A 17,440-nucleotide genomic window follows, 5' to 3' on the forward strand; every position below is an offset into this window, starting at 1 on the left:
GAATATGGTCATCGCTTAGTTTGACCTAGAAATCACACAGGTGTTGAATAACTGTGCAACAAGACAATCTTGCAGAATTGCAGTCTGCCGTTGTTTTAGAACAACTGCGTTTTGCATACGATGGCACTCGTACTGATATTATCAATATTCCAGAGTGGCGGTTAAACATGGCAGAAAAGTGCTTTGTTTTTGGCGCATCAGGTACGGGGAAAAGTACTTTGATGAATTTGCTCAGTGGTGTTTTAAAGCCGACGTCTGGCACCATCACTCTTTTTGATCAAGAGCTGACGGCGATGTCTGCCCGACAAAAAGATCAGTTCCGGGCTCAGCATATTGGTGTGGTGTTTCAGCAGTTTAATCTCATTCCTTACCTTTCAGTGGCCGAAAATATCCAGCTTGCGGCTTGGTTTGGCGGTAAGCCGCGTCTGATACAAGATGAGGCTTTCACACAAAGGCTTCTCGGGCTGCTAGATGCTCTGAAATTGAAACCGGAACTGCTGCAACGCTCCAGCGGCGAGCTCAGTGTAGGTCAACAACAGCGAGTTGCTATTGCTCGTGCGCTCATTAACGAACCTGAACTACTAATTGTAGATGAACCCACGTCGTCTTTAGATACGCATGCGCGAAATAGCTTTATGAAGCATCTAATGGCCATCTGCAGCGCTCAAAATAGCGCTTTGCTATTTGTGAGTCACGATTTGTCGCTGCAATCTCATTTTGATGTTGCTGTGGATCTGGCCGAACTTAATCAGCTTGAACGAGCGCCGTCATGATTCTTAAATTAGCTTACAAGAGTTTGCTCAACCGTAAGGCTTCAGTTGTACTCACTTTATTTTCAATGACCGTGAGCCTGTGTTTACTGATCTCTGTGGAACACATTCGCTCTCAAGCCAAAGAAAGCTTTCATCGGACCGTGTCCAGTGTAGACCTCATCGTTGGTGCCAGAACTGGGCAGCTAAATTTAATGCTCTACTCCATTTTTAGAATGGGGAACGCAACCAACAATGTAAGTTGGCAAAGCTACAACGATATTTCTAACCAGTCAGACGTGGTTTGGTCTGTGCCATTGTCATTGGGCGATTCTCATCGTGGTTATCGTGTTCTGGGTACCAATCTCGACTACTTTGAATTCTATCGGTATAGCGACAAACGCCCATTAGAATTTGAGCATGGCAAAGCTTTTAGTTCGCCTTTTGACGCTGTTTTAGGGGCGGAAGTGGCGAAGGCTCTGAACTATTCGGTGGGCAAGCGGATAACTCTATCGCACGGCATAGGCCAGGTGAGTTTTTCCAATCATGACAACGCGCCTTTTGAGGTTGTGGGCGTGCTAGCGCCAACCGGTACGCCTGTTGATAGAACCGTTCATGTCAGCCTTGCGGGGCTAGAAGCTGTTCATATGCCGCCGAGCCAGCTCATGGCGCTTAAAAATGCGGTTGAATCTGGGCAACATATTGATGTGCAGCCCACTTCAATTACTGCATTTATGCTGGGTTTGAAGTCGAAGATGTCTATTTTTAAGGTGCAAAGAGCCATTAATAACAACCCTACAGAGCCGCTGATGGCGGTATTGCCTGGGGTTGCTTTGGTTGAACTTTGGGCGTTAATTAGTTCGGTCGAGAACATACTCCGGATCATTTCTGTCTGTGTGTTTATTTCCGCCATCTTGGGGCTCACAACCATGTTGCTCTCATCCATGCGTGAACGGCAAAAGGAAATTGCTGTGCTTCGCGCTATCGGCGCAGGGCCCTTCGTACTCTTTGCATTGATCCAGCTAGAAGCGCTTTTGTTAACGGTTACCGCCACGGCGGTCTCATTGGCAGTGGTATGGGGGCTGTTTTATAGCGCAAGTGATATACTGGCATCGCAATACGGTGTTTTCGTATCATCGAACATTTTTTCAGTTAGTCAGTTTATACAACTAGCTGTAGCAATTGGAATCACTTCGATTGTGGCCTTACTTCCATCGGTGAGTGCTTATCGCAAAGCCCTCCATGTAGGATTGAGCCCCTCGTAATTGAGCCAATTTCTCGGTATCGCTTCTGCTACGCCAGAGCGTACCTGTTATTGACGAACAGAATAGAGCTTAGAATGGATGTAAAACGTAGGCTCAATAGCGCCTCTCAAAAATGCCAAAGTGCCGGTGTGAAATTTACCGATAAACGCGCTTCTGTGTTGGCTATTCTATTGGCGTCTGAGCACCCTTTGTCAGCCTATGAGCTGGTCGCTCAATACAATCGAGTGCATGATACATCCATGCAGCCTATGTCGGTGTATCGTATTTTGGATTTGTTTGTTGAACTAGAATTGGTGCATAAACTGGCTTCATCAAATAAGTATGTGGCTTGCTTCCATCTCTCTTGTGACCATAACCACGGTGAGCAGTTTTTTCTGGTGTGCAAATCTTGCGGTGCAAGCCACGAAGTAGGCATGACCGATGCCCTCATGGAACAAATTAAAGGCTCTGCTGAAGCCGCCAGTTTTCAGTTACTCCAATCGCAGTTTGAACTTAGTGGTTTGTGTCAGAATTGCCAAGCGAAAGTAGAGAGTTAAACGGCAATATAGGGAGCTTGTATTCTTCAGGTTCCCAAATGAATCCTTTGTATTTTGACTTTCCCCATTGTGCCTTCTCCGGTTTGGCGTTGTAGGAAAACTTTCTATCCACCAAGCTTTAATTGATTGAACCAGGCTTTGATAATGCAGAGCATTAGCGCGCGCATGGGAGCCATGTCTGGGTGCTTTGTGATTGAGAGAGACTTAGGACATATACAGAAGAGAAAGTGGTGGCCCCTCCCAGACTCGAACTGGGGACCTAACGATTATGAGTCGTGTGCTCTAACCAACTGAGCTAAGGGGCCGTATCAGACTGCTAATGCGTTTTGCATCAGAGTGGGCCGATTATAGGGTCAGTTGTGGCGGCTGTCTAGGGGATGATGGTGCTTTGTTGAGGGCTTTATCATTGCTTTCAATTGCTTGGTTAATCTTTGTGCAAATTCATGCTTCCACAATAAAAAAAGCCAGAAACCGTTCAACTGATTTCTGACTTTTAATACGCTTACACAAGCAAACTAAGCACGCGACTCAGCATCTTGATTGGCGGGTGTCGACGACGCAGGTTGGCCAAATAGCTTCCGAACCAACAAGACGAATGGTCGTTTTATATCTTCCAGAATCATGTACAGGCATGGCACTAAGATCAGTGTAATGAGCGTAGCAAACATGACGGCAAAACCGAGAGCGACAGCCATTGGAATGACGAACCGAGCTTGCAAGCTTGTTTCGAACATAATTGGCAGTACACCTGCGAAGGTTGTGATTGAAGTGAGTGTGATGGCTCTAAAGCGAACGCACCCTGCTTCTATGACAGACTCTCGAATTGAGAGTCCAGCTTTGCGGCGTTGGTTGACGTAGTCAGTCATCACCAAGCTGTCGTTGATCACCACTCCGGCTGCGGCAATAAGCCCAAATGTGGACATCATGCTCAAATCGATACCAAACCAGAAGTGTCCCCAAATTGCACCGGTTAAACTAAACGGAATGACCGACATAACAATCAAGGGTTGCAAGTAACTTTTTAGTGGAACCGCAAGCAGTACATATACCATCAACATACCAGCAATAAAGAACATGATTTGTTGGCTTTGCTGTGCTTGTTGTTCCTCAATCGAGCCGCCTAGTTCGGTTTTGATGGTAGGGAAGTCTTTCTTCAGCTGCGGTAGAAGTTTATCTTCGATGATATCGACCACAGCATTTGGCTCGATGACTTCTTCATCAATTTCACCCCAGATATACACGCTGCGGAAGCCACCTTCGCGGCGAATGTAGCTAATACCAGGCTTCTCAGATAGTTGAACAACATCACCGAGCATGACTTCTTCGCCGGCCGGCGTGGTGACAATGGCGTATTTCAGTTGAGCAAATTTTTCGCGCGTGAGCTTTGGATAGCGCACCATGACTTTGACTTCTTCGCCATTTCGAATCACGCGTTGGGCCTCTCCACCGTAGAAGCTAGCACCTACTTGGGCGGCAATAGTGGCTAGATCTAACCCCAAATCGTAGGCCACAGGGCGAAGGCTTAATTGAACTTCTTTGCTGGAGGGGTCCATGGTTGAGCTAATATCGAATAAGCCTTCCTCGCCTTGTAGCATGGCAATAAATTCGCGACCAGCAGCATTAAGCGTATTAATATCAGGTCCAAAGAGGAGATACCCAAATTCACCATCGTCGCCGCCGCCATTCACATCATCTTGGATCTGAAATGACTTCATGCCGGGAATAGGTGCAATTTGTTCGCGCCATTGGCGAGCCAGCTCAAAGGTGTCGATAGGGCGCAACTCCTCATCTACCAAAGGAATGACCAGTTTGGCTTCGGTTCGGCCTTCATTGAAGGCAAGCACATCGCGCAACATGCCTTGGCCATAGGTGTCGATGGTTTGTTGTTCAACCGACAACACCGTCGCTTCGATCATTTTCAAGGCATCGATGGTTTGTTGATCCGACACGTTTTCATTCATTTCGATGCTAATGCTCGGAAAATCATGAGGGACTTTGGGGCTAGGCACAAAGCGAACGTAGTTGGCTGCAACTAAGGCAAAACTAATGACGAGAAGGGCGATGAATCCACAAAAGACAAGCCAGCGCCATTCCACACAGCGCGACACAAAGTCTTTATATGTGCCATTTACAAAACCGAAGAAGCGAGTGTTAAAACGGTCACGCCAGCCACCTTTTTTGATCGGGCTGAAGCGGGTGTGCGCTAAGTGAGCGGGCAAAATCAGTTTGGACTCAATTAAGCTAAAGAATAAACATAAGATCACGACCACAGCAATGTTGTAGAAGAATGCACCTTCTGGCCCTTGAGTGAGGGTAAATGGAGCGAACACCGCTATGGTGGTGAGAACGCCAAAGGTGGCTGGGGTCGCGACTTTTTTAGCGCCGCGAACCACATTGTTAATGCCCCCACCTTTCTTTTCAATTTCGGAGTAGGCACTTTCGCCAATGACGATGGCATCATCGACCACAATTCCGAGTACCATAATAAAGGCGAACAGCGACAAAATATTAATGCTCACACCGAAAATAGGCATCGCCATGACTGCACCTAAGAAGCATATGGGCAGGCCTACCATGACCCACATGGCGAGTTTAAACCGTAAGAACAACGTTAGCATTAACGCCACTAGAACAGCGCCTTGAAGTAAGTTCTTCAGCATCATCTCTAGACGTGCGTTGAGGTAGTAGGTCATATCGACCAATACCTTGAGTTGCATGCCTTGGGGTAATGTTTGGTTGCGTTGCTCAATATAGTCTTTAACCGACTTTGCCACCGGCACCATATTTTGATCTTTGGTGGCATTGACAGACATGTATATGGCGTTTTCGCCGGAATATTTGAAGTAGCGTTCGCCTTCGGTAAATTCATCGGAAATGTGGGCGATGTCTTTGAGTAAAACCTTGGCGCCATTGGCTCCTATTTTAATTGGGATATTGCGAAATTCATGGCCGCTGTAAAACTGATTCTCGATTCGAACCGAAATGATACCTGAGTTGGTGCGAAGTTGGCCGGCAGAGAAGTTTGCCGAATACCGTGCAATGGCTTGGCTGACATCGTTCAGTGTTAAATTGTATTTGCGTAACACATCGGGTTGAATCTCAATGGCAATTTCATCGTCTGGAGCACTTAGGTTGACTAAAGAAACGTTGCCAAGTTGAAGCAATTCGTTTTTAACATCGCGCGCAATGGGTTTGAGTTCAGTGAGCGGAAAGTCGCCGACCAAAGACATCTCGATAATGTCTTGGCGAAACTCAGCCTGATAAACTGTGAGAGGCTCCATATCCGAGGGAAATGAAGCAATACCGTCGACTCTGAGTTTCACTTTGTCGAGTACATCGGATAGATCTTCTTCTGGATATATTTCCAGTGAAACACGCCCCGAATTGCGGAATGCCCGCGATATACCACGCTTAATTTCCGTCACATCCTTGAGCGACTCTTCAATCTTAATCAGGATGCTTTCTTCAATTTCTTGCGGTGATGCACCGGAATACACGGCCTCAATATTAATGTAATTGATTTCGATGTTCGGGAACATTTGGCGCTGAATGGTGAAATAACTGATCACGCCCATAATGATGATGAAGAGCATCATTAAGTTGGCAGCCACAGGGTTATTGGCGAAATAAGCGATAATGCCTTGTTCTTTCACGTCTTTGATTGACATTGTGCGGCTCTCTCTAGCGTTGGGCGACTTGTGTTTCAGCCGGGACAGAGATCACCTGCATCCCTTTTTGAGGGTATTCAGGTAGCGTCAGGACAATTTGGTCGGATTCTTCGATACCGCTGCCGATCAAGAAAAACTCACCTTCCTCCCTTAAGACTTCAACCTTTTTGGGATGCAATTCGTCATCTCCGTTGACGGTCCAAACGGTGCGATTAGAGACTAATTTCTGCGGCACTTGATATACGTTCGATAGTTGCCGACCGGCAATAGCCACTTCGACATAGCTGCCGAATTTCAATCGAGGCGCATCCGTATTGAGACTGTACGGATCTTCAATACGAGCGACGAGATGACTCATACGAGTCGCGTTATCGACGATACCCAAATCTCGGGTGATAACCCCACTGCGGGTAAATCCATTAAACCCCTGAGTTGTCACTGTTGCGGCCAAATCAGCAATATTGTCAGGTAGAAATGGGTTGTCGAACCCTGGAATTGGGAACACAATTTCTGCCGCTTCAATGCTGTTAAGTTCGGCCACCACGTCACCGGCTGAGACAAATTGACCTACGCCGAGGTCGCGAGAAATTACGAGCGCATCGTAAGGGGCCTTGATATCGCAATTCTCTAAATCACGACGTGCGAGCTTCAACGCAGCTACGGCAGAAAGCACCGTTGCTTTGGCGCTCATGACTTGAGGCTTACGCAAGTATAAGTCTGATACGGTGCGGTCTTTTAAGCGTTTGGCTTCTGCTTCTGCAACCTTGGCTTGTGCATTTTCTTCAATCAAAGCCGCTTGTGCTTGACTTAAGTTAGCTTCGGCTTGCAACAACGCTGCTTCATAATTGTCTTTCTCAATTGAAAATAGGACTTCGCCACGCTCAACCAAGCCGCCAGCGGTTAGCTTCGGGTTCCAGCTCACCACCTCACCAGAAACTTGAGGCGCGAGCATTGTGCTTTCAAGTGGGCGAACTTCACCAAAGCTGCTAATGGTAACTTGGTAGTCTTGAGCCGTTGCCGAAAGTACTTTTACAGTGGGGCGCGTGTCTACAACCGCGATGTCTTCCGGTTTCGCTGCCGTTGCATTAATTGTCATGAAGCCTGCGACTCCAAATCCTATTGCGGCGATGGGCAAAATCACCTTCATCCATTTTGTGTTCATAACATTGGCTCATTGATAGAAATTAAATTGTATACATTATGAATAATAACGAGGTTTTCACGGGATGAGTTTAATAAGTTGTAAACAGATATGACCCGTCGTGTTAAAGAGGCTGTTTTTTTAGCGAACACTCCTTCACGAGTCAGCGTTTGAAGTGTATTGAAACAATCGTTATGGAGGTTGGTTTTATCTAAATTATTGTTTGTTAGTTGATTTTTAGGTTTGAGCTATTTGATGTGAGAGTGAAGTGAGAGGGTAATATTTTTTTACAAGTTACATAAATTTATTTATTTAGGACCATCCGTGCATGTCATCTTGGCCCATTGATTACACGCATAAAAAAAGCGCGGACATTGCCGCGCTTCTTGAGGTGGTGTTGATTATTGCTCGTCTAAGAAGCTTCTGAGTAACTCAGAGCGGCTTGGATGACGCAATTTACGCAGTGCTTTTGCTTCAATCTGGCGAATACGCTCGCGTGTTACATCAAACTGCTTACCCACTTCTTCCAGGGTGTGGTCAGTGTTCATGTCGATACCAAAGCGCATACGAAGAACTTTTGCTTCACGTGCTGTTAAACCCGCAAGCACTTCGTTTGTTGCATTCTTCAAGCTCTCAGCTGTGGCTGCATCAGCAGGCAGTTCAAGCGTGGTATCTTCAATGAAATCACCTAAGTGCGAATCTTCATCATCACCAATGGGTGTTTCCATGGAGATTGGCTCTTTCGCAATTTTAAGTACCTTACGAATCTTATCTTCAGGCATCAACATGCGTTCTGCCAACTCTTCAGGGGTTGGTTCACGGCCCATTTCCTGAAGCATTTGACGAGAAATGCGATTGAGCTTGTTGATTGTTTCAATCATGTGCACTGGAATACGAATTGTACGCGCTTGGTCGGCAATCGAGCGAGTAATCGCCTGACGGATCCACCATGTTGCGTAAGTCGAGAACTTGTAACCGCGACGGTATTCAAATTTATCGACTGCTTTCATCAAACCAATGTTACCTTCCTGAATTAAATCAAGGAACTGCAAACCACGATTGGTGTATTTTTTCGCAATGGAAATAACCAAACGTAAGTTCGCTTCAACCATTTCTTTCTTCGCTCGACGGGCTTTCGCTTCGCCAATCGACATGCGACGGTTGATGTCTTTAATTGAGATAATTGGAAGCTTTGCTTCTTCCTCAATTGCTTCAAGCTTATTAATGCTGCGAAGTAATTCAGGTTGTAAATCTTTCAATTTGGCTGAGTAGTCTTTACCAGAGGCAATGGCTGCATCAATCCAAGTTGTGTCAGTTTCGTTGTTTGCAAACGCTTGAACAAATGCCTTTTTCGGCATTTTTGCGTACTCCACTGTCATTTTCATGATCAGACGTTCTTGAGTACGAACGCGGTCCATGGTGGCGCGCATTTTACGAACTAACAAATCAAATTGTTTTGGAATCAAACGGAAGTGTTTGAACAAGTCCGACAGTTCCAAAATCTTAGCTTTGGTGTCTGGGTGATCAGTACCTTTTTCGGCTAAGGTTGCGCGCATGTCATCGAAGGTATCGCGAAGTTTTGTAAAATTCTCACGTGCTTCTTCTGGACATGGGCCTGTATCGACTTCTTCTTCGTCTTCTTCGTCATCATTTTTGATGTCTTTGTCTTCGTCTTCCAACTCTTCTTCTGATAACTCAGAACCCACGTGAGTGGCGGTTGGAGCGGCTTGACCATCGTCGTTTGGATCAACAAATCCAACGATTATATCGGTCAGACGAATTTCGTCGGCTTCAAATTTATCCCACTGATCCATCAAATGAGAGATGGTTTCAGGATATTCTGCGACCGCACTTTGAACCTGATTGATACCGTCTTCAATACGTTTGGCGATCACAATTTCGCCTTCACGCGTCAGAAGTTCAACGGTCCCCATTTCACGCATGTACATACGAACTGGGTCAGTTGTTCTCCCTAATTCAGATTCAACACTTGCAAGTGCTTGAGCTGCCGCTTCGGCAGCTTCTTCATCTGGACTGGAGTTATCATCGGACATCAACAGATCGTCAGCATCCGGGGCGCTTTCAAAAACTTTAATGCCCATGTCATTGATCATGCTGATGATATCTTCAATCTGATCGGAATCGACGATATCAGCCGGAAGATGATCATTGACTTCAGCGTAGGTCAAATAACCTTGCTCCTTGCCCTTTTGAACGAGGAGTTTTAGCTGAGATTGTTGGGTTTGCTCCATAGAGTCTTCCACTTTTCAGTATTGATGTAACAGTTGCTGCTGAACACAGACATAAGCGGTCAATTATACAACGATCATGTCTCAGCGACCAGCAAGAATTCAGTCAACATTGGCCTGTTTTGGCTTTAATGCTTGAAGAAGTGCCATGTATTCGTGACGTTCGTCGCGAGATAGCTCCCCTTGCTTCTCCTTGAGCAGTAAAAGCTCAAGTCGTTGCTCCAAGTATCGGTCAATGAAATGACTGTAAATATCCATAAACTCGAGTTCGCATTCAGGCTCGGATTCGATTCCGCTATCCCACGCAGCAAGCCTCGATAGACTCGCATAGGCGGGATGTTCTCGGTATTTTTCCAAGAGTTGACCCGTATGCACGACGTTGTGATCACGGCAGTGATCTAACAACCCCATAAAAATTTGAATGCCAGCAATATCCAGTTCTGCTAATTCAGGTTGCGGCGGCACTTTTGTAGCCAACTGCGGCATTTGTAACAGCAATGCGATGGCTTTTCGCATTGGTGTCATTTTCATCTGTCCCTGCGCATTTTGCGAGCTGGGCGATGAAGACACCTTAATGTGTCGAGATAATTGTTCTTCTTGCATCCCGACTAAATGTGCGAGTTGTTGCTGCATCATGTCGAAATAAACGCCGGGCGGAAGCCTTTCGAGTAACGGCTTGGCGGCAGCGACTAATGCACTTTTTCCGGTATCTGTTGCCGCATTGTGCTGTGTGAGCAATTGATCAAACAACACTTTTGAAAGCGGTGTTGCATCACTAAGGAGCTGCTCAAATGCCGCTTTACCTTGTGCTTGGATCAATGTGTCTGGATCTTCGCCATCGGGCAAAAACACAAAATCTAACGTCAGCCCGTCTTTGAGTAACGGTAAAGCATTTTCTAATGCGCGCCAAGCTGCGCCGCGGCCGGCTTTGTCGCCGTCATAACAACACGTAACATGGCGAGTCTGCCGAAAGAGCATCTGCAATTGTTCTGGGGTTGTGGCTGTTCCCAACGATGCAACTGCATAATCGACACCATGTTGGGCGAGTGCTACCACATCCATATAACCTTCTACAATCACCACATGCTCAATGGAGCGGTGTGCTTGCTTCACTTCATAAAGGCCGTAAAGTTCTTGGCCTTTATGGAAAATAGGAGTTTCAGGTGAGTTCAGGTATTTGGGCTCACCTTGGTCTAATACGCGACCACCAAATCCGATCACTCGGCCGCGGCGATCTCGAATTGGGAACATTATGCGATCGCGAAAGCGATCGTATTGTTTGCCATTGTCTTTTTGAATGAGCATCCCTAACTCTACTAAGTAGTTTTTGAGTTGGGGTGTTTGTCCAAACGTTTGTAACACGCTGTCCCATTCCGCACCGGCAAAACCAATTCCAAATTGTTTTGCGATGTTGCCACTGAGTCCTCGTTTTTTGAGGTATTCAATGGCTTTTTTGCCGTCTGAGTGTTGTTGCAGATTTTGGCGGAAAAAACGGCTGACTTGTTCCATCAGCTGATATTGGTCATTGGCTTGTGGCCGGCTTGGGCGCTGTTGCCCAGAAGAATTTTCTTCATATTGGACTTCAAGGCCGTGAACTTTTGCTAGCTCTTCAATCGCTTCTGGGAATTCGAGTCGATCAAACTCCATTAAGAAACCAATGGCGTTACCGTGAGCACCACAGCCAAAACAATGATAAAACTGTTTGTCGGGGGCTACGCTAAACGAGGGTGTTTTCTCATTGTGGAACGGGCAACAGGCAGAGTAATTCTTGCCCGCCTTTTTCAAAGGGACGCGGGCTTCGATCAGATCAACGATGTCAGTTCTAGCGAGTAGATCGTCAATAAATGAACGAAGAATTGCCATTCTCGTAGAGTTCCTTTGAATCAGGATTCAGAGACAAACAAGCCGCGCTTTCGTTAAAAAGCACGGCTTATTGCGGCATTAAGTTCAAACTATGCGTTTAGCTTAGCGCGAACTTTTCCACTTGCCGCGCCGATATCGGCACGACCTTGAATGCGTGGTTTGAGAACCGCCATTACTTTGCCCATGTCTTGCATGCCTGCGGCACCAGATTCAGCAATGGCTTCTTCAATTAGAGTTTCGACTTCGTCGTTACTCAAAGGTTGCGGCAGAAATTCTTCAATAATGATGATTTCTGCTTGCTCCACCTCTGCAAGATCTAAACGATTTGCATCGGTGTACTGCGTTACTGAATCGCGTCGTTGCTTGACCATTTTGGTCAGGATAACGATTAAATCGTCATCACTAAGCTCGGTACGAGTATCAACCTCGCGTTGCTTTACTTCAGATAAAATCAGTCGAAGAGTTCCCAAACGTGCTTTATCTTTAGCACGCATGGCATCTTTTTGATGTTCTTTTATCTGAGCAACTAATGCAGACATAGCGCGAAACTCAGCAGTAATTAGTACAGGCGAACTCGACGCGCGTTTTCGCGAGCCAATTTCTTCTGTGAACGTTTAACTGCAGCAGCTTTCTTACGCTTACGTTCTGTGGTTGGTTTCTCGTAAAATTCGCGACGACGAACTTCAGACAGAACGCCAGCTTTTTCACAAGAACGCTTGAAACGACGCAGCGCTACGTCAAATGGTTCATTTTCACGTACTTTAACAACAGGCATTTGCCAATCACCTCAAAAACGATTTGTTTAAATTAAATATCAATTGACAAAGCAGCTCTATCGAAATAGACAAATACAGGCTTAGCCAAAAATGGTGCGCTATCATATTCCGCTTTGACGTTATTGTAAAGGAGCTTTGCGTCTTTATCTTTAGCGAGTTAAAATCCGCGTCCTTATCAGCAATCTACAGTGACTCTGGAAACCCTCTATATGCGTGTACTTGGCATCGAAAGCTCTTGTGACGAAACTGGCATCGCTATTTATGACGAAACGGGCGGACTATTAGCGCATCGTATTTATAGCCAAGTGAAGTTACACGCAGATTACGGCGGGGTAGTTCCTGAGCTGGCTTCTCGTGATCATGTGCGTAAAGCGATTCCTCTCATTCGTGAAGTGATGGCCGAAGCGAGCTGCAGTAGAAACGATATCGACGGCGTAGCCTATACCGCAGGCCCAGGCCTGATTGGCGCATTGCTTGTCGGAGCAACTCTAGGCCGCAGTATTGCAATGGCATGGGGCTGCGCCGCTGTGCCGGTCCATCATATGGAAGGCCATTTGTTGGCCCCAATGCTGGAAGAGGATATTCCTGACTTTCCGTTTGTTGCCTTGTTGGTGTCGGGTGGCCATACCATGTTGGTGCGAGTGGACGGCATTGGCCAATACGAGCTATTAGGAGAGTCGGTGGATGATGCGGCAGGTGAAGCCTTTGATAAAACCGCGAAATTATTGGGGCTTGATTATCCCGGTGGAGCAGCGCTTGGACGTATGGCGGAGAACGGCACACCAGGTCGATTTGTATTGCCACGCCCAATGACGTCCAAGCCCGGGTTGGACTTTAGTTTCAGTGGGCTTAAGACACATGCCGCGAATACGGTGCGCGACAACGATAACTCCGAGCAAACCAAAGCGGATATTGCGTATGCATTCCAAGACGCAGTAGTCGATACCTTATTAATTAAATGTCGCAGAGCGCTCAAGCAAACCGGCCTTAATCGCTTGGTCATTGCTGGCGGCGTCAGTGCCAATACTGAATTGCGCCGTCAACTTAAAGTGGAATTAGAGAAACGCCAAGGGCGAGTGTATTATCCGCGCCCGGAGTTATGTACCGACAATGGTGCGATGATTGCCTACGCAGGGCTTCAGCGCTTAAAAGCAGGGCAGGTTGCTACCGAGGGTGTGGATGTGTTTCCACGTTGGCCGTTAGAGTCACTGCCGCCGGTTTAAACCGACCTGTCTTGGCGCTGACTTTTATCTGTGACTTTCTTTTCAGTGCCAGCGAGCAAGCGTTCGATGTTGGGGCGATGCCGAATAATCATTAAGGTACTGAGCATTAGCACTGGAATGGCATAAATGGGATCAATCCAGAATGCATATAAAGGTGCCAATGCAACGGTTGTGATGGATGCCAGCGAAGAATACCGGCTGATCAGTAAGGTTAAAATCCAAGTGCCTAGCAACAGGCCGGTCATATCCCAGCCAATAGGGCCGATCGAACCAAGCGCTGTCGCAACGGCTTTGCCGCCTTTGAATTGAAAAAATAATGGGAACATGTGCCCAATGCACGCTGCAATTGCAATAAAACCTAAGGCAAAGGGAGATAAACCTAAAAAGAAGCTACCGTAAACGGGAATTGTGCCTTTAAGAATATCGAGTAGTAAGGTGGCCAATGCTGGAAGCCAACCGCCAATCCGAAACACATTGGTTGCGCCGGGGTTGCAAGACCCTTCTGTTCTGGGGTCGGGAAGGCCAATGATGCGACAGATGAGAACGGCGCTGCTAATGGAGCCCAGCAGGTATGCCACCACAATCATGATGGGGATGAGTATTGTCACTATCAGTGTATTATCCATTCACTATTATTTTAACTAACGCTTAAGTGGGTTAAGATCCGAGCCCAAGCTAGGCTAAGCCTACACGCTAGCATGGTCGGCCCCAATCCGACCAGCGTGTTTATTCAACAATGGGTTACCCGTATTCCATGGATACCGTATTTATCGAAGCGCTCAGTGTAGACACTGTAATTGGTGTGTATGACTGGGAAAAGAAAATCCAACAAACACTTCTTTTTGATATTGAGATGGACACCTGTATCGGCAAAGCTGCCAGCACAGATGACTTACAGCACACACTTGATTACGAAGCTATTTCCAATCGTATTATTGCACACACACAAAATGCCCGGGTTGAATTGCTTGAAACCTTAGTGGAACAAATTGCCCAAATCATTTTGAATGAGTTTAGTGTATCGCGCGTGGTGATCACACTGCATAAGCCTGGGGCCGTGAAAGCAGCTAAATCTGTGGGTATTCGTATCGTTCGCACTTCAGAGCAAGGTTAATCCCGATGGCCACTATTTATATTAGTGTTGGCAGCAACGAACAGCGCGACGAAAAAATTCGTGCTGCGTATGCTGCCATTCAGCTTGCCTATGGCAACATTGTTGTGTCGTCAGTATATGAGAGCGAATCAGTCGGTTTTTCTGGTCCCGCCTTTTACAATCTGGTGATTGCAGCTGAAACCGAAGAAAGCCCTCAAGATGTAGCGGCTCGCTTAAAGCGAATTGAAGACGACAATGGCCGCGTAAGAAGCGGTCCTAAGTTTAGCAACCGAGCGCTTGATTTGGATTTGCTGTTGTATGATGACGTGATCACAGATGAAGGGGTTCAGATCCCGCGTCATGAGATCACTGAAAATGCATTTGTACTGTGGCCGATGGCGGAGCTTGCGCCCACACTTGTGCATCCAATTACACAAAACACATATGAAGATATGTGGAAAAACTATAGAAAAAATCAATCTCTTAAGCCGGTCACATTTGACTGGTAATGTAATGCGTTTTCGCAAGGATAAGTAATGACGACTCTTGAAGCCATCGTATTGGCTCTGATCCAAGGACTCACTGAGTTTTTGCCTATTTCCAGTTCTGCCCATCTTATTTTGCCATCTCAGTTGTTTGGTTGGGCGGATCAGGGGTTAGCGTTTGATGTAGCCGTACATGCCGGTAGCTTACTTGCTGTCATGTCGTACTTTCGTCAACAAATAGTGACCCTGACTGTGGCATTGTTTGGCTCCATTCGCGGCCAGCAAACAGCCGAAGGGTGGTTGGCTTGGAGTATTGTCATTGCCACTATTCCCGCTGGTATTTTTGGATTAATGCTCAGCGGTGTCATCGAAATGCATTTGCGCTCAAGTTGGGTGATTGCTATCACCACTTTGTTTTATGCCCCTGTCCTGTATTGGGCTGATAAACGAGGTCGAGAAACGCGAGACGAGTACACCGTGACTTGGAAGACCGCGCTCGCATTAGGCATGGCCCAAGCGTTGGCGTTGATTCCCGGAACCAGCCGCTCTGGAATTACTATTACCGCGGCTTTGTTGCTGGGATTAACACGCCAAGCCGCTGCGCGTTACAGCTTTTTGATGTCGATTCCTATTATTCTGCTTGCCGGTGGTAACCAAGCGCTGGGATTAATGGAAAACCCAGAACCGGTTGATTGGAGTGCCATAGCCATTGGGGTGGCGGTTTCTTTTGTAAGTGCTTGGGTTTGTATCCATTACTTTTTGAAATTGATTGATCGGATTGGCATGCTGCCATTTGTTTTGTACCGCGCTGCGCTGGGTGCTGTACTGATCACATTGGGTGTCATGGCTTGGTAAATTCTTGCCAGTGAATGTAAAGGGTGGTGCAAAATGGAACGTTGGCAGCACAAGCAATATGTCATTAGTACAGATAAAAATCTGCTGAATCAAGAAGCGGTGTATGATTTTATCTCGGACAGTTACTGGGCTAAGAATATTCCAAGAGTGGTTGTTGAACGGAGTATCGACGGTTCTTTGTGTTTTGGCGTTTACTGCCAACACGACACTGCTTTGGAACAAATTGGCTTTGCCCGCGTGATCACAGACTCAGCCACGTTTGCCTATCTATCGGATGTATTTGTGCTTCACGAACACAGAGGACAGGGTTTGAGCAAATGGTTAATGCGCTGCATTGATTCGCACCCAGACTTGCAAGGGCTTCGGCGCTTCATGTTAGCCACCCAAGATGCGCACGGTCTTTACCAACAATTTGGATTTGAAACGGTGGCCGATGCTAGCACTTTGATGATGCGGCATCAGCCCAATATTTATGCCGTAGCCGACTGATTGAGCAGAGTTTTAGGTGTGGCGTTAAAGTGACGCTTGAACTCTCGGCTAAATTGCGATGGGCTGGCATAGCCTACCAATCGAGCGGCATCGTTGGCACGCTTGCCCTGTGCCGCAATCAACTCTTTCGCTTTGTTCAAACGAACTTTTTTCAAATATTGTAGCGGCGATTCACGTGTCACTAATCGAAATGCTTTGTGAAATGCAGACACGCTCATATTGGCTTCTTCGGCCAGTACTTCCACTGTAATGGGGTCTGCATATTGCTGATGCATTTTGTGCAATGCCCGAGTCACCCGAGCGTAGTGGCCATCATGACGCGCTAAATCGAATAGCACATGGCCCTGCGTGCTGACCAAAACACGATAAATAATCTCAGAAACGATGGATTCACCCAGCATATGTGCATCGGTTTGATGCAATAGCGCTTGCAATAGACGATGCGTCGCGTCGAGCATTGGAGGACATAAGTGCACCGACTTCACACAGCAGTCTAATGGACCTTTGTCCGGCCCGGTGGCGTGTGTAAAGGCCTGCAAGTCGTTGACAAGGCGATGCAATAATGGCGAATCAATCTCGATCGACAGGCCCATCATCGGTAATCCATTGTCAGCAAATGCTTCGCACTCAAGCGGAAGTGGTGCGCCGAGAACCAAAAAGTCCCCTGGCCCGTAAGACATCTGGTGATCAGCCAAGTGAATTGTTTTATGCCCCTGGCCCATGATGATAATACCGGCGTCATAAATAAAGGGCTGGCGAGGACTCCCTTTGTCTGCGCGGTAAAACTTCACACCGGGAATTGAGGTCGCGGAGACGCCATTGAGCGAATGAAGGTTATTCCGGTCAACGTACGACTGCATGAGGCTGGCTAAATGATGCATGTGATTCAATTTACTTCATTGTTTGATTCTATATAAATTACTTATAAAAATAGAAATAGGCAATAAAATTGCATTTTTGATGCTTTTTATTGGTAATTTTTGATATTAATATGCATTCACTGTTTTTAGCGGCGCTAAATCAAGGCCCCGACATTTCATTGATTAAT

Annotated in this window: 16 protein-coding genes and 1 tRNA gene; 8 read left to right on the top strand and 9 right to left on the bottom strand. The window is 46.6% G+C overall.

All coding sequences use genetic code 11. The features are described from left to right. The first annotated feature begins 53 nt into the window (after positions 1-53). From NAF29_RS11845 to NAF29_RS11855, 3 genes are all read left to right on the top strand, one after another. Positions 54-773, top strand: coding sequence for an ABC transporter ATP-binding protein (locus NAF29_RS11845; protein ID WP_251261786.1), 720 nt, complete (start codon positions 54-56; stop codon positions 771-773). After that, entirely contained in the window at positions 770-2,014 is a 1,245-nt protein-coding gene (locus NAF29_RS11850) for an ABC transporter permease (protein ID WP_251261788.1), read from the top strand. The genes NAF29_RS11845 and NAF29_RS11850 overlap by 4 nt, the downstream gene beginning before the upstream one ends. Positions 2,015-2,088: 74 nt before the next feature. After that, complete coding sequence (locus tag NAF29_RS11855) at positions 2,089-2,550, top strand: Fur family transcriptional regulator (RefSeq protein ID WP_251261790.1); 462 nt, start codon at positions 2,089-2,091, stop codon at positions 2,548-2,550. 228 nt (positions 2,551-2,778) lie between these two features. Here the strand turns inward: NAF29_RS11855 and NAF29_RS11860 are convergent. From NAF29_RS11860 to rpsU, 7 genes are all read right to left on the bottom strand, one after another. Further along, positions 2,779-2,855, bottom strand: a tRNA-Ile gene (locus tag NAF29_RS11860). A gap of 210 nt (positions 2,856-3,065) precedes the next feature. Then, positions 3,066-6,218, bottom strand: coding sequence for an efflux RND transporter permease subunit (locus NAF29_RS11865; RefSeq protein WP_285817741.1), 3,153 nt, complete (start codon positions 6,216-6,218; stop codon positions 3,066-3,068). Positions 6,219-6,231: 13 nt separating this feature from the next. Then, entirely contained in the window at positions 6,232-7,380 is a 1,149-nt protein-coding gene (locus tag NAF29_RS11870; RefSeq protein ID WP_251261792.1) for an efflux RND transporter periplasmic adaptor subunit, read from the bottom strand. Between the two features lie 380 nt (positions 7,381-7,760). After that, a complete protein-coding gene (gene rpoD / locus NAF29_RS11875) occupies positions 7,761-9,611 on the bottom strand; it encodes an RNA polymerase sigma factor RpoD (protein ID WP_251261793.1) in 1,851 nt (616 codons plus the stop codon). 99 nt (positions 9,612-9,710) lie between these two features. Continuing rightward, positions 9,711-11,471 (bottom strand): DNA primase, encoded by a 1,761-nt coding sequence (dnaG, locus tag NAF29_RS11880; protein ID WP_251261795.1) that lies wholly within the window; start codon positions 11,469-11,471, stop codon positions 9,711-9,713. A gap of 89 nt (positions 11,472-11,560) precedes the next feature. After that, positions 11,561-12,010, bottom strand: coding sequence for a GatB/YqeY domain-containing protein (locus NAF29_RS11885; RefSeq protein ID WP_251261796.1), 450 nt, complete (start codon positions 12,008-12,010; stop codon positions 11,561-11,563). A gap of 20 nt (positions 12,011-12,030) precedes the next feature. Beyond that, entirely contained in the window at positions 12,031-12,246 is a 216-nt protein-coding gene (rpsU, locus tag NAF29_RS11890; RefSeq protein WP_251261798.1) for a 30S ribosomal protein S21, read from the bottom strand. Positions 12,247-12,456: 210 nt separating this feature from the next. On the opposite strand from rpsU, the gene tsaD reads away from it, so the two are divergent. Further along, the gene (gene tsaD, locus NAF29_RS11895) at positions 12,457-13,470 is read left to right on the top strand and encodes a tRNA (adenosine(37)-N6)-threonylcarbamoyltransferase complex transferase subunit TsaD (RefSeq protein ID WP_251261799.1); all 1,014 of its coding nucleotides are present in this window, start codon (positions 12,457-12,459) and stop codon (positions 13,468-13,470) included. On the opposite strand, the gene plsY is transcribed toward tsaD, so the two are convergent. Then, positions 13,467-14,078, bottom strand: coding sequence for a glycerol-3-phosphate 1-O-acyltransferase PlsY (gene plsY / locus NAF29_RS11900; protein WP_349665580.1), 612 nt, complete (start codon positions 14,076-14,078; stop codon positions 13,467-13,469). The two genes, tsaD and plsY, sit on opposite strands and share 4 nt — an antisense overlap. Before the next feature lie 146 nt (positions 14,079-14,224). Between plsY and folB the strand changes: the two genes are divergently transcribed. Genes folB through NAF29_RS11920 form a run of 4 tightly spaced genes read left to right on the top strand, consistent with a single transcriptional unit; the run spans position 14,225 to position 16,392 of the window. Then, positions 14,225-14,584 carry a dihydroneopterin aldolase gene (gene folB, locus NAF29_RS11905; protein WP_251261802.1) on the top strand — a complete coding sequence of 120 codons (360 nt, stop codon included), beginning with the start codon at positions 14,225-14,227 and terminating at the stop codon, positions 14,582-14,584. Positions 14,585-14,589: 5 nt separating this feature from the next. Then, positions 14,590-15,072, top strand: coding sequence for a 2-amino-4-hydroxy-6-hydroxymethyldihydropteridine diphosphokinase (folK, locus tag NAF29_RS11910; protein ID WP_251261803.1), 483 nt, complete (start codon positions 14,590-14,592; stop codon positions 15,070-15,072). A 27-nt stretch (positions 15,073-15,099) separates the two neighbouring features. After that, complete coding sequence (locus NAF29_RS11915; RefSeq protein ID WP_251261805.1) at positions 15,100-15,903, top strand: undecaprenyl-diphosphate phosphatase; 804 nt, start codon at positions 15,100-15,102, stop codon at positions 15,901-15,903. 33 nt (positions 15,904-15,936) lie between these two features. Continuing rightward, positions 15,937-16,392: a GNAT family N-acetyltransferase gene (locus NAF29_RS11920; RefSeq protein ID WP_251261806.1), complete on the top strand. Its 456-nt coding sequence runs from the start codon at positions 15,937-15,939 to the stop codon at positions 16,390-16,392. Here NAF29_RS11920 and NAF29_RS11925 read toward each other — a convergent pair. Next, entirely contained in the window at positions 16,374-17,273 is a 900-nt protein-coding gene (locus NAF29_RS11925) for an AraC family transcriptional regulator (protein ID WP_251261807.1), read from the bottom strand. The two genes, NAF29_RS11920 and NAF29_RS11925, sit on opposite strands and share 19 nt — an antisense overlap. Between the last annotated feature and the right edge of the window lie 167 nt (positions 17,274-17,440).

The sequence above is a fragment of the Echinimonas agarilytica genome (assembly GCF_023703465.1).
GTDB classification, from domain to species: Bacteria; Pseudomonadota; Gammaproteobacteria; order Enterobacterales; family Neiellaceae; genus Echinimonas; species Echinimonas agarilytica.

Bases quoted from the DNA above. Each gene is read 5' to 3' on its own strand.
- folB (WP_251261802.1), top strand. From the start codon at position 14,225: ATGGATACCGTATTTATCGAAGCGCTCAGTGTAGACACTGTAATTGGT.
- NAF29_RS11850 (WP_251261788.1), top strand. From the start codon at position 770: ATGATTCTTAAATTAGCTTACAAGAGTTTGCTCAACCGTAAGGCTTCA.
- NAF29_RS11865 (WP_285817741.1), bottom strand. From the start codon at position 6,218: ATGTCAATCAAAGACGTGAAAGAACAAGGCATTATCGCTTATTTCGCC.
- NAF29_RS11915 (WP_251261805.1), top strand. From the start codon at position 15,100: ATGACGACTCTTGAAGCCATCGTATTGGCTCTGATCCAAGGACTCACT.
- NAF29_RS11925 (WP_251261807.1), bottom strand. From the start codon at position 17,273: ATGCATCATTTAGCCAGCCTCATGCAGTCGTACGTTGACCGGAATAAC.
- NAF29_RS11855 (WP_251261790.1), top strand. From the start codon at position 2,089: ATGGATGTAAAACGTAGGCTCAATAGCGCCTCTCAAAAATGCCAAAGT.
- NAF29_RS11870 (WP_251261792.1), bottom strand. From the start codon at position 7,380: ATGAACACAAAATGGATGAAGGTGATTTTGCCCATCGCCGCAATAGGA.
- NAF29_RS11885 (WP_251261796.1), bottom strand. From the start codon at position 12,010: ATGTCTGCATTAGTTGCTCAGATAAAAGAACATCAAAAAGATGCCATG.
- folK (WP_251261803.1), top strand. From the start codon at position 14,590: ATGGCCACTATTTATATTAGTGTTGGCAGCAACGAACAGCGCGACGAA.
- dnaG (WP_251261795.1), bottom strand. From the start codon at position 11,471: ATGGCAATTCTTCGTTCATTTATTGACGATCTACTCGCTAGAACTGAC.
- tsaD (WP_251261799.1), top strand. From the start codon at position 12,457: ATGCGTGTACTTGGCATCGAAAGCTCTTGTGACGAAACTGGCATCGCT.
- rpsU (WP_251261798.1), bottom strand. From the start codon at position 12,246: ATGCCTGTTGTTAAAGTACGTGAAAATGAACCATTTGACGTAGCGCTG.
- rpoD (WP_251261793.1), bottom strand. From the start codon at position 9,611: ATGGAGCAAACCCAACAATCTCAGCTAAAACTCCTCGTTCAAAAGGGC.
- NAF29_RS11920 (WP_251261806.1), top strand. From the start codon at position 15,937: ATGGAACGTTGGCAGCACAAGCAATATGTCATTAGTACAGATAAAAAT.